Here is a 23,361-nt window from a genome sequence, read left to right on the forward strand (position 1 = left end):
TTCTTCATCATCAACCCCCCTCCAGATACCAATCCGGAAATCCTGCCGTTACCGGGGCTCTGCGCCCGCTTCGTCAGCGTTGGTGACACCCCGGCGATAGCGGCTATATCCGTCGCCATAGGCCTGACACCGTGACACGCCGATGTCTTTCAACTGCTCGTCGTTGAGTTCCAGCAATGCCAGCCGGTTGTGCCGTTCCCGCAAGGCCCTGACGGCAAATCCAAGGATCGCACGCAGCAGCGGAAAACGTGGCAGGGCGCTTGTCCGCGCCGCAGCATCCGCTTGCCCGTCTGAGGCACCCCGCGGCGCAAGCTTCAACTCGGCGATCAGGTCGTGTTCGTTCGGCACGCGATCGCCGATCACATGAGGTTCGTTCTTCATGATGTTGCTCCGGAAAAGGCCGGCCCCTTATCGGGCCGGCGCGGCAGGCAGGAGACCGGTTCCGGTCCTATCCCTGCGATGCCTGAGTGACGTGGATTGCAGCGTCTGCTTCGCGCAGCGCCTGCGCGCATTCCTCGCAGCAGACCTCGACGGTCTTGCCGCCGATCTTGACGGCGATGCGGCTTGCATCGAGCTCGCAGTCACAGGCGGCGCATGTGTTTTCCTGCATGATCATTCCTCCGGTTGGTGTGTTCTACCAGGAGAGAAGACCATTTTGGCTGATGCGGCGCTGTCAGAATCTTTAGCGATCTTGTTCGCCGTCAAACCGGCAAGATCAGCGCAGTCCGGCGAAGCGCTGGAATTCGGCCGGGGTGCGGCCATAGGCCTGGCGGAAGGAGGAGGAGAAATGGCTGTGGCTTGAAAAGCCGAGATCGAGGCCAAGGCCGGTCAGGTCGTCGTAACTGCCGAGCAGGTCGAGTGCCTTGGCCAGTCTCAGCCGCAGATGATAGCGATAGAGCGGCGTCCCCTCCACCTGCTGGAAGACCTGGGTCAGGTAAACCGGCGAGACGCCGGCTTCCCTTGCTATCTCCGCCAGGGTCCAGCGCCGGGCAAGGTCGGAGGAGAGGATGAGCTTGGCCCGGTCCACCAGCTTTTGCCGGCCGATGCTGGCGGTCGCGGCACGGGCCGTCCTTTCACCAACGGCGCGGCGCACGAGCGTCATTGCCAGCGTTTCGGCCTCCAGCGTTTCCGCGGTACCTCTGAGCAGGCTGTGGCGTAGCAGTGCCACGAGTGCCTGCGCGCGGGCATCTATGCGCAGGCGCTGCTTGTTGAAGACGAAAGGGCTTGTCTCTGCCCGGTGAACCTTGGGCACGAGCTCTTCAAGTGCTGCCTCATGCACGGCCATGCTCAGGCATGCATCGCCGCCTTCCACCGGGTGGCTGATGCGGTAGTCCTCATCGCGGTTGAAGAACAGCACCTGATTGGCCTCAGCAACCGTATCGTTGCTGCCGACGTGACGCAGGAAGACACCGCGATAGGGAAACACCAGGCTGGTCACGCGCGAACATTCCTCGTCGCTCTTGTGCCGGCATTCGCCGGTGCACAGCACGTCGTGGACGCTGACCATCTCGGTATCGAGAATCTTCCTGGCCGAAAACTGGCTCATGGACGCTCCGTGTTTCGAGGAGGGTTATACGCCTCGAAGCGGCGCTTCGCCAAGTCCCCGTGTCAGCCGCGCAGTGCCTCGACCAGTTCCTGCATGTCGTCTGGAACCGGCGATTCGAAATGCATGGTCTTGCCGGTCGATGGATGCTCGAAGGCGAGCATGAAGGCGTGCAGAGCCTGGCGGGGAAAACGGTTGACGACCGCCTTTGCCGCATCCGGCAGCAAATTGGCTTTTGTCTTGAAGGCGGCGCCGTAATCCGGGTCACCGATCAGCGGATGGCCGATATGGGCCATGTGGACGCGGATCTGGTGGGTGCGGCCGGTTTCGAGGTTGCACTTGATCATCGCGGCAAGTGCGGTCGCGTCCGGTTTCTCGTGGTAGCGCTCCATCACTTCGTAATGGGTGATCGCCTCGCGGGCGTCATCGGACCCTTCCTGCTTGACGGCACGCTTGACGCGGTCGCCGGCGCGGCCGAGCGGCGCGTCGATCGTGCCCTTCAGGCCACGCGGCCGGCCCCAGACGATTGCCATGTAGGCGCGCTCCAGCGGGCCGGTGCGGCCGTGGTCGGCGAACTGGTCGGAAAGGTGGCGATGGGCGATATCGTTCTTGGCGACGACCATGACGCCACTGGTGTCCTTGTCGAGCCGGTGGACGATGCCGGGGCGCTTGACGCCGCCGATTCCCGAAAGGCTTGCGCCGCAATGATGGATCAACGCGTTGACCAGCGTACCCGTCCAGTTGCCGGCGCCCGGATGAACGACAAGGCCCGGCGGCTTGACCAGTACGATGAGATCGTCGTCCTCATAGAGCACATCGAGGGGAATATCCTCGCCTTTGGGTTCCGGGTCTTCCGCTTCCGGCAGGCCGATCTCGAAGACGTCGCCGGGCTGCACCTTCTTCTTGGCTTCCTTGACGATCTTGCCGTTGGCGGAAACCTCGCCCTGTTCGATCAGGCTCTTGATCCGGTTGCGCGAAAACTCGCCGCCCAGTGCTTCCGTGAGGTAGGCGTCCATGCGCCCGGACGCATCCTCATTTGCCGTGAGGACTTTCCTAATCGCCGGGGCTTGTTTAAAGGGGTCGTTCATTCTCGTTCCATTCCGCAAGGTAAGGCCAGCCATGTCCAATCAGAAACCCGTCGAACAGGAAGACAAGCCGCTCGATCCGGTGATGGAGAACGTGCGCCGCAAGATGATCAAGCTGCAGCTGGTCTCGGCCGGTGTCATGTTGGTGATGCTTATGGTCGTGCTGGGCGCGATTGTCTATAAGCTTACGCGTCCGGGCAAGACGGATGTGGCGCAAAGCGCCGCCGTCGCAGTGCCGGGCGAGGCCCCCGTGACGGCAATCGCCGCGCTGCCTGCCGGGTTCGAAGTTTCCAACGTTGCCTTGTCGGGCGGCCAGATCCTGTTCTACGGCGCGGTTGCCGGTGGAGATCGCAAGGCGATCGTCTTCGATATCGCTGCCGGCCGCATCGTTGCGGATGTTGCCGTCAAGACGAACTGAGAAGGCCTGGACGTGATCCCGCTGCGCATCGACGACCCGGCTGATCCGCGCATCGCCGGTTTTGTCTCGATCAAGGAGCGTGACCTGACCGGCCGTCATGGCCGGTTCATCGCCGAAGGTACGGTTGTGCTGCGGATGCTGGCTGCCGCCCATAAGGCGGGCCGTGGCATTGAGGCTGAAGCTATCCTGCTGCTCGAAAACCGCGTCGATGGTGTCAGCGGCATCCTCGCCCAATTCCCGGCGGACGTTCCGGTCTATGTTGCCAGTGCTCCGGTCTTCGATGCCATTGCCGGTTTCAACATGCACCGGGGCGTGCTGGCGCTGGGCAAGCGCCAATCCGCACCGCGCCTGGATGCGCTGGTTGGCAGCCTTCCCAGGAAAGGCCTGGTTCTGGCCGCCTGCGGCATATCCAATCACGACAATATGGGCTCGATGTTCCGCAACGCCGCTGCCTTTGGCATCGATGCCATCCTGATGGACGAGACCAGTTGCGATCCGATGTACCGCAAGGCGATCCGGGTATCGGTCGGCGCGGTGCTCAGCGTGCCCTTTGCCCGCGAGGGCTCGGTGACGGCGCTTGTCGGGCGTCTGCAGGCGGAAGGTTTTGCGATCTGGGGACTGTCGCCGCGCGGCAAAACCGAACTGCACGACATTCCGCCTTCGCCGCGCACCGTGCTTCTGGCGGGAACCGAAGGCGAGGGGCTGCCGGAGACACTCATGGCGTCGATCCAGACGGCCCGCATTCGCCAGCGGCCGGGTCTCGACAGTCTCAACGTCGCGACAGCGACAGGCATCGCGCTGCATCAGGTGGCGATGATCAACGGCTTTATCTGACGTCAGAGGTTACCGATGTTGCGGCGGCAGCATGTCGCGGGCGCGGGCGGCGAGACTTTTGTCTGTTTGATCGGGCTGCGTGCCTGTCGCCTGGAGAAGGGCGGGTATAGGTGATCCCTGGCCTTCCTTGGCCGCTGTCAAAGCCACCATGGTTGCTGCAATATCGGCAATTTCGTCGCGCAAGGCGTCGTCGTGCGCTGCCGATGCCGAAGTGATCAGCTGCTCCGAAAGCGCCGCCGCCCGGTTACGGGCATATTCAGCCGGCACCGATAGATCGATGGCTGCTACGGAAGGCATGGCGTTTTGCCCATCGGCGTTGTCCTGTGTTCCCGTCAGCAACGTGCCGCCTGCTGCCGGATCCGTTGCCGGTTTTTTCTCCCGGCGCACGGGCATGGTCAGGCCGGCTGCCCGCAGCGCCTTTGACGCATCGCGCAGGTCTGTGCCCGCATCCCTGACCTTGACCTTCAGGCGTTCGATCTCGCTGCCCCTGCGCTCAAGGAAGCTGTCCTTGTCGGCATTGGCGGCCATCTCCCTGGCAAGTTTTGCCTCCAACTGACGAAAGCGCGTTTCGTCGCGGGCAAGCCGGACTTCCAGTTCCCGCGCCTTCGTGCTTTCCGCTTTCAGTTCATTGCGCAGTATCTCGCGTTCGTCCTTCAGGCCGGCAATGCGGCTTTTCAGGCTCTCGGCCTCCGCGTCATGGGCGGCAACGTCGATTTTCAGGCTGTCCATGTCTCCGGTAAGATGGTCCACCTGTCTGCTCAGTGTTTTGATATCGATGTCCTTTTTGACGCTGTCGCGCTCGACATCCACGAGAGTCGCCTTCAGCCGCTCGATGTTCTGCTCGAGCTGGCGGGCCGACGAACGCAGGTCCGCCGCTTCGACATTCATGTCGGCAAGTTGCGTATGCAGGTCGGCGTTTTCACCGGCAAGGCGCTGGGTTTCCTTGAGCGTCGAGCCATTCTGCAGCAGCAGGGCGACGTTCTTGTCGCGCTCGCGTTGCAGCGTTTGGCTGGTGCGGGCGTTTTCGGCGGCATAACCGGCGCGGGCCGCATCCTTCTGGGCCCGAACTTCCTGCGGCGACAGCGGCATCGTTGCCTTCAGCCGGTCCTCGGCAAAGCGGATGATGCGCCTGTAGACGACCGGTGCCGCCAACAGGCCGAGGATAGCCGCGGTGAGGAAACCCAGGGCAAACAGGAGTGCGAATTCAATCACGGGCTGGCCATTTCAATTCAAAACACACGGCGGCACACTATAATCTAAAGCATGTCGCGCAAAAGTGTGTAGCGGTTTTGCGATGACGACATGCGTGAAATCGAAGACCTAAAGCGCGAGAAGCGAATCTGAAGGTCGCGACGTGCTTTAGGGTTTTTGTTACATTCGCCCTAAAGCAGAACGACAATATCACTTCACCTATTTGCGCACGCGTATTTTTTCAAGTCACGGCGGCGTCTGGAAAGACTTTCGGAAAACAGCGACCCCCTTGCCTCAGAAGGGGTTCCAGGTCGGCTGTTGGGTGAGCTTCAGATAGCCGACATTGATACCGAGACGGGCGCCAAGGCCGGTGCGGATCGGCACCAGAACGATGTTGTCGTCGGTGAGCACCGTCATGCCGACACCGGCGACCACGTAGGCCGAGCCGGAGACGCCGCCGAAGCGCTTGTAGAGCGAGGGAACGGCCGGCAGGTTGTAGACCAGCATCATCGCGCGGCTGCCCTGGCCGCCCCAGTCGAGGCCGAGAGACGGCCCCTGCCAGAACACGTCATGCTGGCCGGCATTCTTCGTATAGAGGTCGCCTTCGCCATAGGTGAGGCCAGCCACGAAGGCGCCTGATCCTTCCTGGCCGAGAATGTAGCCATTCGGCAGGCCGTATTTGGAAAATGCGTTTTCGACCACTTTGGCAAGGCCGCCCGATGTCGAGCCGAAGAAGCCGTGACCGGCATCGACGATTTCCTGCATCGTGTACTGGCCGCCGTTGGCATTCTGCGCCGATGCCGCCGGCGTGAGGCTGAAGACAGCCAGAACGGTCACGAGTGCGCGCAGGAAGGGGGATTTAACGGCATTGACGATCCGCTGCATGTTCTTCTCCGTAAATTCAGGAGCGCCTGCGACGTCATTCGCGGGCCGCTGTCCTGCCCCGTACCAGACTGTCACGGGGTTCGGACTGATTGCCAGCAATTTGAACCGATGATCTTAACAATCGGTTTACCAAATGTGGTGTCTTTATGATCTTCGCCCTGAGGCTATGCCCGCGCAATGTTCGCGGACTAGACAATTGGGCAAAGGGAATCGCGGAAGGCCGCCTGATCTCGCTTGTGCGCCGCTCGAAGGCATTGAGGATACGACCATGGGAAAGAACCCGAACCTGACCTTGACCGGTCCCGATCTCGCAGCGCTTCTGTGCAGCCGTGTCTGCCACGACATCATCTCGCCGGTCGGCGCGATCAACAACGGTCTCGAACTGCTCGACGAGGGCGGGGCGGATGCCGATGCCATGGATCTCATCCGCACCAGCGCGCTCAATGCCTCTGTCCGGCTGAAGTTCGCCCGGCTGGCGTTTGGCGCTTCCGGCTCGGTCGGCGCTTCTATCGATACCGGTGAAGCGGAAAAAGCCGCGAAAGATTTCGCATCCGTTGAAAAGAAGACGGAAGTCACCTGGACCGGACCGCGCGTCATCATCGCCAAGAACCGGGTCAAGCTTCTGCTCAACCTGTTCCTGATTGCTTACGGCGCCATTCCCCGCGGTGGTTCGATCGATGTCGTCCTGGAAAATCCGGAATATGACGCGGTCTTCAAGCTGATCTGCAAGGGCCGGATGATGCGCGTGCCGCCGAAGCTGGTCGAGCTTCTCTCCGGTACGCTCGAAGAGGCCGTCGATGCCCATACGATCCAGCCCTACTACACGGTCCTGCTTGCCGAGGAAGCCGGCATGGAGATCGAGGTCAACTCGACGTCCGAGGAAATCGTGTTTTCCGCAAAGATGATTGCAGCCTGAGGTGGAGAAAAATCGGCTTTTGGGTCTCCGCGGTAACTGATTCTTTGCCAAAGCGGCCTACCGTTGTCGATAGGGCCTAAATTCCCGCTACAGCGCCGCGTGTCATTCATGACGGGCAAAGGCCTGTAGCACGTATGTAGTAGGCCGCAGAGAAGGAGCTTGAGATGCAACGCTTGATGATTGCCGATGATTCAGACGTCGTGCGCAAGGTCGGGAAGCGTATCCTCTCCGGCCTGAATTTTCTCGTCTCTGAGGCTGCAAACGGTCTTGAAGCGCTGGTGCGCTGCGAAGCCGAACTTCCCAACATCCTCATCGTCGATGCGGGCCTTGATGGCGCGCTGGACCTGATTGCCAATATCCGCAATCTGCCGGATGGCAAGGCTGTGCGCATCTACTACTGCGTCGTCGAGGCGGATTTGAAGAAGATGATGGCCGGCAAGCGCGCCGGTGCCGACGATTTCCTTTTGAAGCCGTTTGACCGCAAGATCCTGACCAGCGTTTTTGCCAGCCTGTCGATCGCCGCCTGATCCTTGATCCAACCGATATTGCTTCCAATAAGCCGTTGCCTTTCAGGCTGCGGCTTTTCTGTGCGCCTCCGAGAGAGGTGTTGCCGTATCCTGCAAAGTTCGGAAACGCAAAAGCCCGCCATCATCGGCGGGCTTTGACGAAACGTTCGGCACGATCAGCCGTGGCGTCCCTGCATTATGCGGGATGCGAAACACCGCCGGCTGGAATGGCCGGTGGTATCAGGCGCTTTCTGCGAAATCGCCTTCCGGCTCGCGCAGCACATAGCCGCGGCCCCAGACGGTTTCGATATAGTTCGCACCGCCGGCCGCATTTGCGAGCTTCTTGCGCAGCTTGCAGATGAACACGTCGATGATCTTCAGTTCCGGTTCGTCCATGCCGCCATAGAGGTGGTTGAGGAACATTTCCTTGGTCAGCGTCGTACCCTTGCGGAGCGAAAGCAGCTCCAGCATCTGGTATTCCTTGCCCGTCAGGTGAACGCGCTGGCCGCCGACTTCAACGGTCTTGGCATCCAGGTTGACGATCAGTTCGCCGGTCGAGATGACCGACTGGGCATGACCCTTGGAACGGCGCACGATCGCATGGATGCGGGCAACCAGTTCGTCCTTGTGGAAAGGCTTGGTCATGTAGTCGTCGGCGCCGAAGCCGAGGCCCCGTACCTTGTCCTCGATGCCGGCCATGCCGGAAAGGATGAGGATAGGTGTCTTGACCTTGGACAGGCGCAGGGTTCTCAGAACCTCGTAACCGGACATGTCCGGCAGGTTGAGATCGAGCAGAATGATGTCGTAATCATAGAGCTTGCCGAGATCGACGCCCTCTTCACCAAGATCGGTGGTGTAAACGTTAAAACTTTCCGACTTGAGCATCAGTTCGATGCTCTGCGCTGTCGCGCTGTCGTCTTCGATGAGTAGAACCCGCATAATTGTCCCCTTTTCCGCCGCCGAAAGGTCGTTGATGGCCCCCTTACGCGATACGGATCCAGTCGTTGCCTGATTTGGAGGCTGCCAGCAAATGGTTAACAAATTCTGATTCACTCTGGCAAGGTGTATCGGAAATGTTAAATATTTTTTGCAGTCCTCTGATTTTGCATGTGAATCTAGAATGACATCCTTAATGCGCCACATTAAGGAAATCGGCTATCTGACTCATCTGACTCAATCTATGCCCACCATCAAAATTAACGTGCGGCATTTACTGACCCTTAAATGATCGTCTCTATGATTAACGATGCCCGTAAACGAAAGGTTACCAGCGGTAGGATTTTGTTAAGATCGCTGTAATTTTTTTGTTTCCGACGCCGTAAAGTCGGTTGAACGGGTCAAATCCAGTAACCGGGGTCTCGCATCACGGGAGTATTGCGTATGAAGTCACGTGAGAGCCTTGTTCGCCTGAAGGAATTTCAGGTGAAGGAGAAACAGCGTCAGTTGAGCCAGCTGCAGCTGATGATGTCCGAATTTGAGCGGATGACCAAGGAATTGGAAAACCAGATCACGTTCGAGGAAAAGAAGTCCGGGATCACCGATCCCACCCATTTCGCCTATCCGACGTTTGCCAAGGCTGCGAGACAGCGGGCAGACAATCTCCAGGTCTCGGTCCGGGAACTGAAGGTACAGCAGGATGCGGCGGAGCTTGCGCTGGAAGAGGTTCAGGCGGAGTTCGCCAAGGCCGCGGCGCTCGAAGAACGCGACAGCGGTGCCCGCATGCGCGCTTAGGCGCGCGAAGTGGGCGCTTGAGGCTTGGCCAAGAGGCCCTTCTCACGGACTTAACTCAAGTCCGTGAGAAGGGCCTTGTGCATTTTTGGGTCGTTTTTTTTGGGCAGAGCTGCGGGCGTGGTCTACGCCTGGATCACGTCCTGCCAGTCGGGATGGCGCTGAACCTGGGCGCGCATGAAAGGGCAGAGCGGGATGATTTTCCAGCCGCCTTTTCGCGCCTCTTCGATGGCATGTGCGGCCAGCGCCTGGCCGACGCCTTTGCCGCGCAGCGCATCCGGAACGGCGGTATGATCGATGATGATCAGGTGTGGTGATGACCGGGAATAGGTCATTTCGCCCGTATGGCCTTCGACGACTGTACTGTAACGGCCATGCGAGCCGGTTTCTTCTAATTGTATATTCATGGAACACCCCCTGATCGCGGACCTGTGCCACCATGATATGTGACAAAGTGGGTGCGAAGGGTAGGGCGGGTCAGAAATATTTCGGGCGGCTGCCGGTTCACGGCAGCCGCCCGAAAAAATCTCTGAACAGGTTCGATCAGTGGCGATATTGCTGGATGCGGGTCGTGCGCAGCCCGGCAAGGCCATGGTCGCTGATCGAAGACTGCCAGGACAGGAATTCTTCGACGGTCAAGGTATAGCGTTCACAGGCTTCTTCCAGGCTGAGAAGTCCGCCGCGCACGGCGGCGACGACTTCGGCCTTTCTGCGGATCACCCAACGGCGTGTATTGGCCGGTGGCAGATCAGCAATTGTCAAAGGGCTGCCATCGGGTCCGATGACATATTTCACGCGGGGTCGTATCATTTCGGTCATTGGACTCTCTACACATACTCAAGACCATATGGGTTCAACTTACCCTGCCACATTTAACATTTGCCTAAACGCACGGTAACAATTTGCTAATAATTTTAGAGACTTCCGGGGCTAGCCTCAACTAATCCCGAACCAGCAGAGATTTTGCGGCGATGATGCCGCAGGCGATAGCCCATTGTCTTGTGCTGCTATGCTTATTTCCTGCATCGGGAAGGGTAGATGCGTTAAAATTGGCATCTGCATAGGAGTTATGCAAATATAACGGTTCATTTTTCCTAAAATTGTTGATATATCGCCGCTGTAACTGAGCACAAGCGTCATATTGATGCGCCGGAATGCTCTCGCTGCATCACATTATTTCAAAAGTCCCGTAATTTTGCTTCGATTGCGTCCTTTTATGGTGCTTTCGGTGTTTCGCCGGTGGTGGATTTAATCGTGCTGTTTCCGAAAAAATCCGGAATGTGAGTTTTTTGGGAACGCCGGCACTTTGGCTGGCAAGCTGGTGATCAAAAATATGAGAGACCCTGACAAGCTGGCCTTGCGAAGCGAGGCTTATGCTGATTTCCTTTCGGGCATGAACAGTTCCACAGTCCAGACGGAGTATGAAGTGCTCCACCTGATGCGCCAGTGCACGGCGCGATTCGGTTTCAGCCACTTCATGATCGCCCGTATACCGTTCGGCGAGCAGCAGCGTTTTGCCGAGCGTCTCGTTTTGAGCAGCTGGCCATCGGAGCTTGTGCGGGAATATGATACCGCCACGGTCTTTCAGGCCAGCGCGCTGATTGAGCGCCTGCGCCATACGAAGCTGCCGATCTTCGGTGAAACGAAATCCCTGCTCAACGTGAAAGGGGCTGGCTCCCTCGATAGTGTCAATGCGCTGTTTGCCGGTCAGGCGATGGGCAATACATTTGCCGTTCTGCTGCACACCACCCACGGGGAAGCTTTTGCCGTCCTGCTGTCTGGGCCGCGTGGCGAACCCGACAGGACCGAGACGGCCGATCTCTACCTGACGTTGCTGCAACTGTTCGAGACCCTCGAGCGCACCTTCGAAGTCGGAGCCTCGGCGCGCGACAAGCTGTCGACGCGCGAGATCGAGTGTCTGCGCTGGGCTGCGGCCGGCAAAAGCAGCGACGAGATCGCCATCATTCTCGGCATTTCCGCCTATACGGTGTCCAGTTACTTCAAGACAGCGACCCGCAAGCTCGATTCCGTCAATCGCATGCAGGCGATCGCCCGTGCCATGCGAATGAAGCTGATCTGAGCCGCAAGGGCCATTCGCCCTTACCCTTAACGCTTGCCCTTAAAACCCTGGCCCTTGTCCAACTCCGAGCGACTTTCTATATAGCGGCCTTGCGGCATGTCCGGTCCCGGCCGGAACCCGCTTCGCTGCGGCGTTGGCCGTTTGCTGAAAACAGGGTATGGTCGCGCGAAAATGCCGAAAAACCCGCCGATGGACCGGAATACCGGATTGGATGCCGTGAACAGTCTCGATTTTGATCGCAAGCCCGAAGATACGCGCGTCGTCGTTGCCATGTCCGGCGGCGTTGACAGTTCCGTCGTGGCCGGCATCCTGAAACGGCAAGGCTATGACGTGCTCGGCATTACCCTGCAGCTCTACGATCATGGCGCCGCCGTCCATCGCGCCGGTTCCTGCTGTGCCGGTCAGGACATCGACGATGCCCGCCGCGTCTGCGAGGTGCTGGGCATTCCGCATTACGTGCTCGACTATGAACAGCGGTTTCGCGAGACGGTGATCAACCCCTTCGCCGAAAGCTACGTGGCCGGCGAAACGCCAATCCCGTGCGTTGCCTGCAACCAGACCGTCAAGTTCGCCGATCTCTTGGCAACCGCCCGCGATCTCGGCGCCGATGCGCTGGCGACCGGCCATTACATCCGCTCGAAGGCCAACCCGCAGCCAGGCGCCCCCGGCCGCCGTGCGCTGTTCCGGCCGACGGATGCCGACCGCGACCAGAGCTATTTCCTGTTTGCCACCACGCAGGAGCAGATCGATTATCTGCGCTTCCCGCTCGGCAACCTGACCAAGGCGGAAACCCGGCAGCTTGCCGAAGACATGGGTCTCGTTGTCGCCAAGAAGGCCGACAGCCAGGACATCTGTTTCGTGCCACAGGGCAAATATGCCGACATCATCAACAAGCTGAAGCCGAATGCGTCTCTGGCCGGCGATATCGTCCACCTGGACGGCCGCGTGCTCGGCAGCCATGACGGCATCCTGCATTACACCATCGGCCAGCGCCGCGGCATCGGGGTCGCCACCGGTGAGCCGCTCTATGTCGTGCATCTTGATGCCCGTTCGCGCCGCGTCATCGTCGGTCCGAAGGAAGCGCTGGAAACCCGCCGCGTCTATCTGCGCGACATCAACTGGCTGGGCGACGGCGATATTTCCGATGTGGCGGCGGATGGTTTTGCCTGTTTCGCCAAGGTCCGCTCGACCCGCCAGCCGGCGCCTGCGATCCTGCGCGCCGATGCAAGCGGCGTCTCGGTCGAGCTTCTGGAAGGCGAGGCGGGCGTTGCCCCCGGTCAGGCCTGTGCGCTCTATTCCGGCATCGGCGAAGACGCCCGCGTCTATGGTGGCGGTTTCATCCTGCGCTCCGAACGCGAAGCCTCAGCCGAAGCCGCCCTCAAGGACTTGCTGCAGGGCGTGGTTGCGGCCTGACCCCGGGCAGGGGCCATCTATCGCGTCCGTCGTCCGGCCATTGTCCACCACCGCTTGAAAAACTTCCGGTTTTTTGAAACGGCTCGGCTTGACACCGGCATGAACCGCACCTTATAAGCCGCCCCACTGACGGTGACGACAGCGGCCAAGAGCCCAAGTCACTGTCCGATGGCGGGGTAGCTCAGGTGGTTAGAGCAGCGGAATCATAATCCGCGTGTCGGGGGTTCGAGTCCCTCTCCCGCTACCACATCTTCTCTTGTCCGATCCGGAGACATTGGTAACAGTTTGTACCCAAGACATGGGTGACAACCTCGTACAGAACGCGTTGTCGATGGTTTGCAAGGTCCTCTGTTCCAGTCGATATATCCCAGATCACAGATTTAGCGTGTGCCGTTGTCGCTTGCCGCGCGGGTCTTTTCGGTTCGTCTCCCTACAGGAAAACACTCAAACTCTTTCAGGTCTTTTCAAGGGGGCTGCGGAACGCCGGGCAGGTGTCCGGCGGTCGCTTTTGCGAACTAGGTGTCTTAAATGACAAAGAAATCCGCGTTGGTCAGTGCCAGTCCTGCTGCCAGTTTGGCGAACTGGACACCGGCAAAGGCCGCGCCGTTTCCATCCTGGTCGTAAAACAGCTTGCCGGTATCGGTTTCATAGACGATCCGGTCGGAGGAATCGGCCGCCAGGCCCGTCGCGTTTTTGACAAAGGCGGTGGCGGCGAGAACGCCCGTGGCCGTCAGCGTGGCAAATATGGCATTCTCAAGCTTGATGGTGTCGGCCGCCACATTGTAGTCGGTGATGGTATCGACATTGGTGGCGGCGTCTAGCGCCGTGTCGAACACAAACGTATCGTTGCCCGAACCGCCCGTGAGTTTATCCAGGCCGGCATAGCCCTTGATCAGGTCATTGCCGCCGCCGCCGTTGACGGCGTTTGCCACCGTATTGCCGAAGAGGGAATCGTTGTAGTTGGAGCCGGTCAGGTTTTCGATCGCGGTGTAGATGTCGCCCTTTGCCTCGCCGGTATTGAGCGACGCGGCGAGCAGGCTGGCGGTAAGCCCTGAGGTTGCCGCTGAGTAGGATACACGATCGGTTCCCAGGCCGCCGTCAAGCGTGTCGGCGCCTGCGCCGCCTGCCAGCAGGTCGTTGCCGTTGTCGCCATACAGCTTGTCATCGCCGGCATAGCCGGAAATGGTATCGTCATCGTCGCCGCCGTAAAATGTGTCTGCAAGCGCACTGCCGTAGACCTTGTCGGTGCCCGTGCCCGCGGTGAGCGTTCCCGACAGCGTGCCAAGCCGGGTGTCGAAAATATCATTGCCGCCGTTCAGAATGACAGTGCCGATCATCTTGCCGGTATTGGTGATCTGGTCGATGGAATTGCTGTAATCGTAATAGGCGTATTTTCCGGATTTGATCGTGCCGCTGTTTTCCAGGATCAGGGTTTCACCGCTGCCTTCATGGCTGATGCCATACACCGTTCCGTCCATAATGCCGGTGTTGGTGATCGTTGAATGTGTGATTGCGCTCGTACCGCTCATTATAAGGGCAACGCGCCCGCTCCAGATCGTGCCATTGTTTTCAACGACAGAATTGTAGGCGGTAATCCAAGCGCCAGCGCCGGCGGTATTAACAAGTCCCACATACCCATTTGTGCCGACGATCAATTGCTGATCGTGATCCACTGAGCCGTCATCGCCGAGAAGAACGCCGCGGGTTGCTCCCACAACCGTACCCTGAATGTTGACGATATGATAACTTCCCGTTCCACTGATCGCGATGCTATCCGTTGATCCCAACGTGACGCCTGCGGCAACGAAGACGCTGTCTGCCGTTCCCAGGTTGGCACGGATGCCTGTGCCGGTAATGCTGAATCCAAATATCTGCAATGCCATGCTTGTAATCTCCCATTAGACAATGGGAATACAGTACGTTGAAATATGACCGTTGTCTTGCGTCCTCTACAACCAGTGCCGGTGCTGCATCTGTTTGCTACCAGTGGGAGCGTTTTGACGGGAAAGAGAGCCGGCGTCACGGAGGGATGCTTGCGCCCGAGTGGCGGCTAACCGCCAAACACGCCGCCTGCTGCCTTCGCGAACCGCACATATTTCTCAGCCAAACCATCCTGCAGCCGGTCTATGATCAAAAGCGAGATCTGGAAGGCAGTGTCGAGATCCGGGGTCTGGCCAGTCAGTTCGGCCAGATAAACCACTTCGGCATCGTATTGATCCGGCGCCCTTGCGACCTCGTGCAGGAAGGTCCGGAGGGCCAGCCGGGCATTGATCATCTGCGCATTCCGGCGCTCGGCGTCTGGAAGGGGCAAGCTGATCAGGAAGACATGGACATCTATGAACCGCAGAAGGGCCGAGAAGTGTTCTGCCGTGTCCGGCAAGCCTGCTTGAAGATAGAGGCTGGTTTTTGCGGCTTCCAGCCCGCTACGGCCCGCCCAGCGGCCGAGGTCGTAGCGGTAGATTGTTGAGGCATCGGAGAGAAACTTTCCGGCGGCACACAGCGCAAAGCTCAGGGCCCAGTCACAATAGCCGCCGCGCGTCGGATGCGCTTGCGAGAACAGCGAAAACTGGTCTTTGAACAGGTCAGAGCGGTAGATGCTGTAGTAGAGCCCGTTATTGCCGTTGGCCTTGCCGTTATATTCGAGCAGCCGGGCGCCGGCATCATCGGCAGTGATCGAAAATCGGTCAACCTGCTGTACCCCCTTTTCGTTTGTCCAGACGAATGTTTGCGGGCGAACCCCGATCACGTCGTCGGGCAGATCCGAAAGGTCGAGCGGAGGCTTGTCGTCGAGACCATAGATCTCGTCATCATCGCCCATCGGCATCAGGAAAGGTGTGTCGACCTGCGAGAGAGCATAGGCCATGTTCTGCAGGCCGTTATCACCGTCCGGGACGACATAAGTTAGGCGTGGATGGCTGTTTTCATAGCGTGCGCGTTTATCCGGATCGCCGGAATTGTCGGATAGGACCAGTCGGCAATCTCTTTTGTCCGCATAGATAAGCGCCGTTTCGATCGCGCTGGCGGAGTGCCGGAGATCGCGGTTGCTCGGCATGCAGAGGGTGAGCTGTGTCATCGGGCGCATCCAGGCGGATTGAGTTCTCCCGCTGTAGGCCGCGTCGGCTGCGCGAGGCTTGCGTGGCCGATTTCGTCCGATCCAGCCTTGCACCAGCCGGTTTCGTTAGCGATGGTCTATCAGTGGGTACGTCTGGAACGTCGATGTCGGCATCATTTTCAAAAGCGCTCGGTTACTACAACGCAAGTGACTATGACAGGGCATTGAGCATTCTGTCGCCCGCCCGCCGGCAACCCTTGGCGCTCAACGAACTGCTGCTGATCGCCCAATGTTATGCCAAGACCGAGAAATTCGCTGAAGCGGCTGCTTTCTACATCAAGGCGGCGGAACAGGGTGGTCCCAAACAGGCAATGCTGCGGGCACTTGCGGCCAATATGCTGCAGGAGGCGGACGATTCCTTTGCATCCCTGAACGTCGCCCGGCTCGCCGCCAAATCTGGCGCATTCGATACCAATGCCGAGGAGACCTATCGCCGCTATCTGCATGAGTTTCTGTGCCTTGACGAGGCGCTGATGGATGACCAGCGATTTCTGGACCGGTTGAAAGCTGGCGATGAACGGTATCTGGCCACGGAGTTTCCCCACCGTCATGTCGGCTGGTGCGGCGACGAAGGCATCAATGCGCGACAGACGAAGGTCTATGACGCCATTGCCTTCACGCAGGCATCGAGGGCCGCAAGGCGGGCCGTGCCGCACCGGTTTTCCGACAGGATCAGGGTTGGGTATCTATCGGCGGATTTCAGCGATCAGCATGCCACGATGCGCCTCTTTCAAAGCGCGCTGCTCCAACATGACCGGGAGCGGTTCGACATCGCGCTTTTCTGCTGCACCGGAGATGACCTGATTAAGCTCGACAAGGGGTCCCGTGGCACCTATCCCAACCTGCAACAGATTGGACACCTCTCGGACCAGGATGCGGCGGCGCTGATCCGCCGTTCCGGCATCGACATTCTCGTTGACCTCAAGGGGCACACGAAAGGTTCCCGGGCCGGAGTGCTCAATCATGGTGCCGCACCGATCCAGGTTGCGTATCTCGGCTTTCCCGGATCGGGAACAGGTATTGATTGCGACTATATCCTCACGGACGACATTGTGACGCCGGAAACGAGCCGGCCGTTCTATCACGAAAAATTCTGCCTGCTTCCCGACAGCTACCAGGCGAATGACAATGTCACCCGTCCGCTGCCGCCGGCCACGCCGCGCAGCGCCCTTGGCCTGCCGGAGGGCCGTATCGTCTTTGCCTCGTTCAACGCCCACCGCAAGATCAAGCCGGCGACGGCGGAGATCTGGGCGGACATCCTGAGGCGGGCGGACGACAGCCTGTTGTGGATAATGTGCTCCAATCGTTTTGCGCGCGACAATCTGGTGCGCTGGATGGAAAACGCAGGCATCGCCGGCAACCGGATCATCTTCGCCGATCCGGTTGCCTATCCGGATCACATTGCCCGCCTTCAGGCGGCGGATATCGGGCTGGATACTTTTCCCTGCAACGGCCATACGACGACCTCGGACAAGTTATGGGCAGGCCTGCCGGTGCCGACTTTCAAGGGCACACACTTTGCCTCGCGTGTCACCGAGAGCCTACTGCGTGCGCTTGGGGTCGGCGAGCTGGTTGCGGATACTGCGGTACTTTACGTCGAGCTTTGCGTGTCGCTGGCAAAAAATCCAGACCAACTGCGTGCCGTGAAAGACAAGGTTGCCGCGCAGCGCACGGTCGCACCGCTATTCGATACGACGCGCTTAATACGCCATCTGGAAAAAGCGTTCGAGCTGATGATCGAGCGTGCCCGCAATGACCAGGAACCGGACCATATTGCAGTGCCGGTCATAGCCTAGAAACCTCTGCGTGGCCGGGGCACCGATTGCTCTCCCGGTCACGCTGTGGAGTTCGTAGGCACCGGTTTGCGCAGGACGCCGCTTCCGCGCGATGAACCCAGGCGTGCGGTGACTGGCGTCCACGGAGCGATGATCATCCCTCGCTCAATATTTCCATGCCGCCGGTCAGACGGTCCATCAGGCTGCGTCGCACACGGCCGACATCGCGCAGCGGCGGTTCGCCGAACTGGCGGGCATATTCGCGGCTGAACTGCGACTGGCTCTCATAGCCGACCTGATGGCCGGCGGAGCCTGCGTCCAGCATGTCCTCCAGCATCAGCCGGCGGGCCTCCTGCAGCCGCAGCTGTTTCTGGTACTGCATCGGGCTCATGGCCGTGATCGCCTTGAAATGATGGTGCAGAGAGGAGACGCTCATGCTGACCCGGCTGGCCAGATCCTCGATCTTCAGGGGCAGGGCGTAGTGCTCCTTCAGCCAGACGCAGGCGCGGCTGATCTGGTGGGACTGGCTTTCGGTGACCGCCATCTGGCGCAGACGGGCGCTCTGCGGACCGGTCAAAAGCCTGTAGATGATCTCCTGCTCTATCAGCGGCAACAGAGCCGGAATGTCGTCCGGCCGATCCAGCAGCTTGAGAAGCCTTATGGCTGCGTCTTCCAATTCTGCCGTCACCGAACTCACGGTCATGCCGCGTGCCGTTGAGGCAGGGACGCCGCCGCCGGCATGTTCGAGAAGCGATGCGATGCGTGTGGTGTCTATGCCGAACGTCACGCTCAGATAGGGTTTTTCCTCTGAAGCTTCGACGATCTGCGTGGTGACCGGCAGGTCGATCGAGGTCAGCAGATAATCAGCGCCGCCATAGCGGTAGATGTCGTCGCCGAGCACCACCTGTTTTGCGCCTTGTGCAATCAGTGCCAGGCTCGGCTTGTAGGCACCGCAGGACTTCGTGCCCGTTCCTGAACGCCGGTGGACGCTGACTCCTGGAATGGCCGTTTGATGATCGCCATCTTCCTTGGCGAAACGGGCAATTAGATCAATCAGTTCCTGGCTGCGCCAGTTTCGTGAATCTGTCATAATCGAAAGTCTTTCCAGTTATTTAGATTTCGTCTCGCGAACCGAAAGTTAGTCTCTTGAGTGGCTTTTGCAAAATGCCGACGGCACCTTTTGCAGGATCGTACAATAATCTTGCAGGATTGCTCTAACGTTCCGCCGGCGTGATCTGCAAGTATGCATCCGGGGAGAGGCCTTTTGTGTTTCCATCGCAATCCCGCTTCATCAGATACCCCGCTTCATCAGATAAAGGAGTGACCCATGGCCCTGGCAAGAGGATATGCGGCGACGGATGCGTCCAAGCCGCTGCAGCCCTTCACATTCGAACGGCGCGAACCCCGCGAGGACGACGTCGTCATCAGCATCAAATATTCCGGCATCTGCCATTCGGACATCCATCAGGCCCGCAACGAATGGGGCAACTCGATGTTTCCGATGGTTCCCGGCCACGAGATCGCCGGCATCGTCACGGCGGTCGGCTCCAAGGTGTCGAAGTTCAAGGTCGGCGACCGGGTCGGCGTCGGCTGCTTCGTCGACAGCTGCACCACCTGCGCCACCCGCGACGTCGATCTCGAGCAGTACATGCCAGGCCTCGTGGTCACCTACAATGGCATGGAAGCCGACGGCAAGACACCGGCACAGGGCGGTTATTCCGATCACATCGTCGTCAAGGAAGGCTATGTCCTCTCCATTCCGGAGAACCTGCCTTTCGAGGCCACGGCGCCGCTTCTGTGCGCCGGCATCACGCTTTATTCGCCGCTGCGCAACTGGGGCGCTGGCCCCGGCAAGAAGGTGGCGATCGTTGGCATGGGCGGCCTTGGCCATATGGGCGTCAAGCTTGCCCATGCGATGGGTGCCGACGTCACCGTCCTCAGCCAGTCCCTGTCGAAGAAGGAAGATGGCCTGAAGCTTGGCGCCGACCACTACTATGCGACCGCCGATGCCGAAACCTTCACGGCGCTTGCCGGTACGTTCGACCTCATCTTATGCACCGTCTCGGCTGAAATCGACTGGAACGCCTATCTCGGTCTGCTCAAGGTCGATGGCACAATGGTGCTGCTCGGCGTTCCGGAAAAGCCGGTGCCGGTGCATGCCTTCTCGCTCATTCCGGGCCGTCGTTCGATTGCCGGCTCGATGATCGGCTCGATCAAGGAGACCCAGGAAATGCTCGATTTCTGCGGCGAGCACAACATCGTCTCGGAAATCGAACTGATCCGTATGGACCAAGTCAACGAAGCCTATGAGCGCGTCATCAAGAGCGATGTGCGCTATCGCTTCGTCATCGACATGTCGACGCTGTAAACTGTTTGACGAAAAGGCCGGCAGGTACGCTTGCCGGCCTTTTCGTACTTGTCTGGCGCGAGGGCTTTATTTTACTTCGGTCAGCGTTTCGGTGCCGGAGCCATCCTTGCCGGTGATGGTCCATTTGCCTTCGAGGGTGCCGTCACCATTCACCTGATAGACGACCAGCCCCATGGCATCGTCAAGCACATAGCCGGCAGCAAAGGCATTGCCGTTGAGCATGCAGACGCCGCTCGACTTGACGCCGGCGGTTTCCCATTCGATGACGCAGGTGGTTTCACTGGCGAGCGTTATCTCAGCCGTGCCGGAATAGCTCGACCCATCGAGATTGGTGCCTTCGACGGTGTATTTGCCGGCATTGACGGTTTGCGCATTCGCAGTGGATGCGGCCGCGAGCACGAGTGCTGCGGCGAAAATGACCTTCTTCATTGGACCCCTCAAAATAAACGCTCGACGATCGAGCTGCGCCGGAGCGTAAGCAGATTCTCGATGGTTTGAAAGGGGATGCCGATGTACCGAGCGCGCCACCGGATACGACAGGTTCGGCCCGGTTGCCTGCGCTCCTCAAGCCAGTGGCAGCGGCCCGTCGTTCTTGATCTCTTCCATCACCGCGTAGGTTCGCGTTTCCTTGACGCCGGGCAGCGTCCAGAGCACCTGGCCAAGGAAATTGCGATACGCGTTCATGTCCTCGAACCGGGTCTTGACGAGATAGTCGAAACCGCCGGCCACCATGTGGCATTCGAGCACGGACGGGGCCTGTTTCACGGCAGCGGCGAACTTGTCGAACACTTCCGGCGTCGTCTTGTCGAGCATCACCTCAATGAAGACGAGAAGGCCGAAGCCAAGCTTGTGCGGATCAAGCCGCGCGCCGAAGCCGGAGACATAGCCTTCCTTGAGCAAGCGGCGCAGCCGCTCGCTGGTGGCTGTGGGAGAAAGCCCGATGCGGTCGGCCAGTTCCAGATTGGTGATCCGGCCGTCCGCCTGCAGGATGTTGAGGATCCGCCGGTCGATTTTGTCTATCTCATGCATCGGATTCCCCAGTCGTTCAACGCTTAAGGCGGCTTAGGCTGCCAGCCGCATTTCGGCGAGTTTCACCCAGTAGGAGATACCGTGCGGGATCGCCTCGTCGTTGAAGTCGTAGGCCGGATTGTGCAGCCCGGCCGTGTCGCCATTGCCGATGAAGATGAAGGCGCCCGGACGGGCAAGCAGCATGTAGGAAAAATCCTCGCCGCCCATCATCGGGTCGAGATCGTCCGATACCTGGTTTTCCCCGGCGATGTTGGCTGCCGCCGAAAGGGCGTGGCCGGTTTCCTGGCGATGATTGACGGTGACCGGATAGTTGCGGCCGTACGAAACCTTGATCTTGGCGCCAAAGGCCGATCCAAGGCTTTCGGAAATCTGCTTGATGCGTTCCTCGGCGAGATCGCGCACCTCCGGCATCAGCGTGCGAACCGTGCCGGCAAGCACGGCCTGTTCCGGAATGATGTTATGGGCAAAGCCGGCATTGAACTTCGTCACCGAGACGACGACCGAGGACAACGGATCGACCGTGCGCGAGGCGATGGTCTGCAGCGCGTTGACGATCTGCGAGCCGATCACGATCGGGTCGATCGTCTTGTGCGGCTGGGCGGCGTGACCGCCGCGGCCGTCGATGGTGATGGTGAATTCATCGGTCGAGGCCATGATCGGGCCGATGCGGCTGCCGAACTGGCCGACCGGCATGCCCGGCATATTGTGCATGCCGTAGACTTCCTCGATGGCAAACCGCTCCATCATGCCGTCCTTGACCATTTCGTTGCCGCCGCCGCCGCCTTCTTCAGCCGGCTGGAAGATCACGGCGACCGCGCCTTTGAAGTTGCGCGTTTCGGCGAGATATTTTGCAGCCCCCAGAAGCATGGCGGTGTGGCCGTCATGACCGCAGGCGTGCATCTTGCCGGCTGTCGTCGAGGCCCAGGGCTTGCCGCTCGTTTCCGTCATCGGCAGGGCATCCATGTCGGCGCGCAGGCCGATGGTGCGGCCTTCGCCGAGATTGCCCTTGATCAGGCCGACGACGCCGGTGCGGCCAAGACCGGTCACGATTTCGTCAACGCCGAATTCCTTCAGTTTATTTTCGACGAAAGCTGCCGTATTTTCGACCGCAAACAGCAGTTCCGGTTTCGTGTGGAGGTGGCGCCGCCATTCCGTGACTTCGGATTGGAGCTCTGCTGCGCGGTTCAGAATTGGCATTTTGGCTTCCTGTGGGTCCATTGCGGGCATGGGATAGGAGATATTTGGCATCGGCGCAAAAGAATGGTCTTTGCCATCTCCTCGCCATATAGGTTAAATAGCCGGACGATACGAGGCAATTCCCGAAATTTCGAGGTTTGATGTGGTGACAACTGGAATTCGCAAGAGTGGCGCGTTGAAGCTATTCGCAGTCCTGACGGGCGCCTGCGCGTCGCTGCTTTCGGCCACCCTGCCGAGCGCTGCCAATCCGCAGCTGGTTGTCGATGTCAGCTCACTCAAGGTTTACGAGCAGCAGGAAATCTATCAGAAGTGGTATCCGGCGTCGCTGACCAAGCTGATGACGGCCTATACGACCTTCCGCGCCTTGAAATCCGGCCAGCTGACGCTGGAAACGCCGGTGGTGATGACCAAGAACGCCGCAGGCGAGCCGCCGAGCAAGATGTTCTACAAGCCCGGCCAGGCAGTGACACTCGACAGCGCGTTGAAGATGATGCTGATCAAGTCTGCCAACGACATTGCGGTTGCCATCGGGGAGACCGTTGCCGGCTCCGAGCCTGCCTTCGTCGACAGGATGAATGCCGAGGCCGTGCGGATCGGCATGTCATCCTCGCATTTCGTCAACCCGAACGGCCTGCCGGCGCCGGGTCAGTACACCACGGCCCGCGATCTTGCCGTTCTGGCAATCACCATCAAGCGCGAATTTCCGCAATACGCCGCCTATTTCGCCTATGAGGGGTTTACCACCGGCAAGAGGAACTATCCGAACCTCAATATGCTGATTGGCCGCTTCGACGGCGCCGACGGCATGAAGACGGGCTTCATCTGCGCTTCGGGCTTCAACCAGGTTTCCTCGGCAACGCGCAATGGCCGCGCCGTCGTTTCGGTCGTCCTGGGCGCAAACAGCCTTGGCGGCAGGGCGGACGAGTCGGCGCGGTTGCTGCAGCTCGGCCTGACATCGAGCGGTGCCGGCAAGCCCGGCCTGGGCCAGATCGCGCCCTATGGCGAGACCCGCGACATGGTTGCCGATGTCAGCAAGGAAATCTGCAATCCGAAGGCGGCCAAGGTCCGTTCGGAAAACCGCGATGAGGCCGGCCGGCAGAAACTGCTGTCGCCCTATATTCACGAGATCAACCGCCCGCTCAACCTCGTCGCCGCCGGGCTTATCCCCGGCACCGAGAAGGTGGCCGATGTCAAGGGCAAGGGACAGACGGAGACCGCACAGGGCGATGTCGCCAATGTGCCGATCCCGGTTCCGCGTCCCGTTTTTTAAAGCTTCCCGCC

At 59.6% G+C, this 23,361-nt stretch carries 25 protein-coding genes and 1 tRNA gene; 11 read left to right on the plus strand and 15 right to left on the minus strand.

Annotated elements, in window-relative coordinates:
- Positions 1-48: 48 nt before the first annotated feature.
- From AC1D17_RS04355 to AC1D17_RS04370, 4 genes are all read right to left on the minus strand, one after another.
- Positions 49-381 (minus strand): DUF1127 domain-containing protein, encoded by a 333-nt coding sequence (locus AC1D17_RS04355; RefSeq protein WP_477564182.1) that lies wholly within the window; start codon positions 379-381, stop codon positions 49-51.
- Positions 382-448: 67 nt separating this feature from the next.
- Positions 449-610, minus strand: coding sequence for a hypothetical protein (locus AC1D17_RS04360; RefSeq protein WP_477564183.1), 162 nt, complete (start codon positions 608-610; stop codon positions 449-451).
- A gap of 105 nt (positions 611-715) precedes the next feature.
- Positions 716-1,546 carry a helix-turn-helix transcriptional regulator gene (locus tag AC1D17_RS04365; RefSeq protein WP_477564184.1) on the minus strand — a complete coding sequence of 277 codons (831 nt, stop codon included), beginning with the start codon at positions 1,544-1,546 and terminating at the stop codon, positions 716-718.
- A gap of 62 nt (positions 1,547-1,608) precedes the next feature.
- Complete coding sequence (locus tag AC1D17_RS04370; protein ID WP_477564185.1) at positions 1,609-2,631, minus strand: RluA family pseudouridine synthase; 1,023 nt, start codon at positions 2,629-2,631, stop codon at positions 1,609-1,611.
- 31 nt (positions 2,632-2,662) lie between these two features.
- Between AC1D17_RS04370 and AC1D17_RS04375 the strand changes: the two genes are divergently transcribed.
- Complete coding sequence (locus AC1D17_RS04375; RefSeq protein WP_477564186.1) at positions 2,663-3,046, plus strand: hypothetical protein; 384 nt, start codon at positions 2,663-2,665, stop codon at positions 3,044-3,046.
- A gap of 12 nt (positions 3,047-3,058) precedes the next feature.
- Positions 3,059-3,880, plus strand: a complete 822-nt coding sequence (locus tag AC1D17_RS04380; protein ID WP_477564187.1) for a TrmH family RNA methyltransferase — start codon at positions 3,059-3,061, stop codon at positions 3,878-3,880.
- Positions 3,881-3,889: 9 nt separating this feature from the next.
- Here AC1D17_RS04380 and AC1D17_RS04385 read toward each other — a convergent pair whose 3' ends face one another.
- Complete coding sequence (locus tag AC1D17_RS04385) at positions 3,890-5,092, minus strand: hypothetical protein (protein WP_477564188.1); 1,203 nt, start codon at positions 5,090-5,092, stop codon at positions 3,890-3,892.
- A 273-nt stretch (positions 5,093-5,365) separates the two neighbouring features.
- On the minus strand, positions 5,366-5,956 hold the full coding sequence (locus tag AC1D17_RS04390; protein ID WP_477564189.1) for a DUF1134 domain-containing protein: 591 nt from the start codon (positions 5,954-5,956) through the stop codon (positions 5,366-5,368).
- 268 nt (positions 5,957-6,224) lie between these two features.
- Between AC1D17_RS04390 and chpT the strand changes: the two genes are divergently transcribed.
- Entirely contained in the window at positions 6,225-6,872 is a 648-nt protein-coding gene (chpT, locus tag AC1D17_RS04395; protein WP_477564190.1) for a histidine phosphotransferase ChpT, read from the plus strand.
- Between the two features lie 164 nt (positions 6,873-7,036).
- The gene (locus AC1D17_RS04400; protein WP_477564191.1) at positions 7,037-7,399 is read left to right on the plus strand and encodes a response regulator; all 363 of its coding nucleotides are present in this window, start codon (positions 7,037-7,039) and stop codon (positions 7,397-7,399) included.
- A gap of 219 nt (positions 7,400-7,618) precedes the next feature.
- On the opposite strand, the gene ctrA is transcribed toward AC1D17_RS04400, so the two are convergent.
- Positions 7,619-8,317, minus strand: coding sequence for a response regulator transcription factor CtrA (gene ctrA, locus AC1D17_RS04405; protein ID WP_037163974.1), 699 nt, complete (start codon positions 8,315-8,317; stop codon positions 7,619-7,621).
- A gap of 441 nt (positions 8,318-8,758) precedes the next feature.
- Here ctrA and AC1D17_RS04410 point away from each other — a divergent pair, with 441 nt between their 5' ends.
- Positions 8,759-9,109 (plus strand): hypothetical protein, encoded by a 351-nt coding sequence (locus tag AC1D17_RS04410; protein WP_037099811.1) that lies wholly within the window; start codon positions 8,759-8,761, stop codon positions 9,107-9,109.
- Between the two features lie 122 nt (positions 9,110-9,231).
- On the opposite strand, the gene AC1D17_RS04415 is transcribed toward AC1D17_RS04410, so the two are convergent.
- Complete coding sequence (locus tag AC1D17_RS04415) at positions 9,232-9,513, minus strand: GNAT family N-acetyltransferase (protein ID WP_477564192.1); 282 nt, start codon at positions 9,511-9,513, stop codon at positions 9,232-9,234.
- 136 nt (positions 9,514-9,649) lie between these two features.
- Positions 9,650-9,925: a CtrA inhibitor SciP gene (sciP, locus tag AC1D17_RS04420; protein WP_004430042.1), complete on the minus strand. Its 276-nt coding sequence runs from the start codon at positions 9,923-9,925 to the stop codon at positions 9,650-9,652.
- Between the two features lie 514 nt (positions 9,926-10,439).
- Here sciP and AC1D17_RS04425 point away from each other — a divergent pair.
- The 3 genes from AC1D17_RS04425 to AC1D17_RS04435 all read left to right on the plus strand — a co-directional run bounded on the left by AC1D17_RS04425 (position 10,440) and on the right by AC1D17_RS04435 (position 12,846).
- Positions 10,440-11,186 carry a helix-turn-helix transcriptional regulator gene (locus AC1D17_RS04425; RefSeq protein ID WP_477564193.1) on the plus strand — a complete coding sequence of 249 codons (747 nt, stop codon included), beginning with the start codon at positions 10,440-10,442 and terminating at the stop codon, positions 11,184-11,186.
- Between the two features lie 189 nt (positions 11,187-11,375).
- On the plus strand, positions 11,376-12,599 hold the full coding sequence (mnmA, locus tag AC1D17_RS04430; RefSeq protein ID WP_477564194.1) for a tRNA 2-thiouridine(34) synthase MnmA: 1,224 nt from the start codon (positions 11,376-11,378) through the stop codon (positions 12,597-12,599).
- Between the two features lie 170 nt (positions 12,600-12,769).
- Positions 12,770-12,846, plus strand: a tRNA-Met gene (locus AC1D17_RS04435).
- Positions 12,847-13,123: 277 nt separating this feature from the next.
- Here the strand turns inward: AC1D17_RS04435 and AC1D17_RS04440 are convergent.
- Positions 13,124-14,482 (minus strand): calcium-binding protein, encoded by a 1,359-nt coding sequence (locus AC1D17_RS04440; RefSeq protein ID WP_477564195.1) that lies wholly within the window; start codon positions 14,480-14,482, stop codon positions 13,124-13,126.
- A 167-nt stretch (positions 14,483-14,649) separates the two neighbouring features.
- Complete coding sequence (locus tag AC1D17_RS04445; protein WP_477564196.1) at positions 14,650-15,672, minus strand: glycosyltransferase family protein; 1,023 nt, start codon at positions 15,670-15,672, stop codon at positions 14,650-14,652.
- A 143-nt stretch (positions 15,673-15,815) separates the two neighbouring features.
- Here AC1D17_RS04445 and AC1D17_RS04450 point away from each other — a divergent pair, with 143 nt between their 5' ends.
- Positions 15,816-17,507: an O-linked N-acetylglucosamine transferase, SPINDLY family protein gene (locus tag AC1D17_RS04450; protein ID WP_477564197.1), complete on the plus strand. Its 1,692-nt coding sequence runs from the start codon at positions 15,816-15,818 to the stop codon at positions 17,505-17,507.
- 133 nt (positions 17,508-17,640) lie between these two features.
- Here AC1D17_RS04450 and AC1D17_RS04455 read toward each other — a convergent pair whose 3' ends face one another.
- Positions 17,641-18,576, minus strand: coding sequence for an AraC family transcriptional regulator (locus AC1D17_RS04455; RefSeq protein WP_477564198.1), 936 nt, complete (start codon positions 18,574-18,576; stop codon positions 17,641-17,643).
- Positions 18,577-18,813: 237 nt separating this feature from the next.
- On the opposite strand from AC1D17_RS04455, the gene AC1D17_RS04460 reads away from it, so the two are divergent.
- Positions 18,814-19,854, plus strand: a complete 1,041-nt coding sequence (locus tag AC1D17_RS04460) for an NAD(P)-dependent alcohol dehydrogenase (RefSeq protein ID WP_477564199.1) — start codon at positions 18,814-18,816, stop codon at positions 19,852-19,854.
- 66 nt (positions 19,855-19,920) lie between these two features.
- Here AC1D17_RS04460 and AC1D17_RS04465 read toward each other — a convergent pair whose 3' ends face one another.
- The 3 genes from AC1D17_RS04465 to AC1D17_RS04475 form a co-directional block, all read right to left on the minus strand.
- The gene (locus AC1D17_RS04465) at positions 19,921-20,283 is read right to left on the minus strand and encodes a hypothetical protein (protein ID WP_477564200.1); all 363 of its coding nucleotides are present in this window, start codon (positions 20,281-20,283) and stop codon (positions 19,921-19,923) included.
- 135 nt (positions 20,284-20,418) lie between these two features.
- Positions 20,419-20,883, minus strand: coding sequence for an Lrp/AsnC ligand binding domain-containing protein (locus tag AC1D17_RS04470; RefSeq protein WP_477564201.1), 465 nt, complete (start codon positions 20,881-20,883; stop codon positions 20,419-20,421).
- 33 nt (positions 20,884-20,916) lie between these two features.
- Positions 20,917-22,080, minus strand: coding sequence for a M20 aminoacylase family protein (locus tag AC1D17_RS04475; RefSeq protein ID WP_477564202.1), 1,164 nt, complete (start codon positions 22,078-22,080; stop codon positions 20,917-20,919).
- Positions 22,081-22,222: 142 nt separating this feature from the next.
- Between AC1D17_RS04475 and AC1D17_RS04480 the strand changes: the two genes are divergently transcribed.
- Entirely contained in the window at positions 22,223-23,350 is a 1,128-nt protein-coding gene (locus AC1D17_RS04480) for a D-alanyl-D-alanine carboxypeptidase family protein (protein ID WP_477564203.1), read from the plus strand.
- Positions 23,351-23,361: the final 11 nt, after the last annotated feature.

This window comes from Pararhizobium sp. P1_E7, assembly GCF_056405855.1.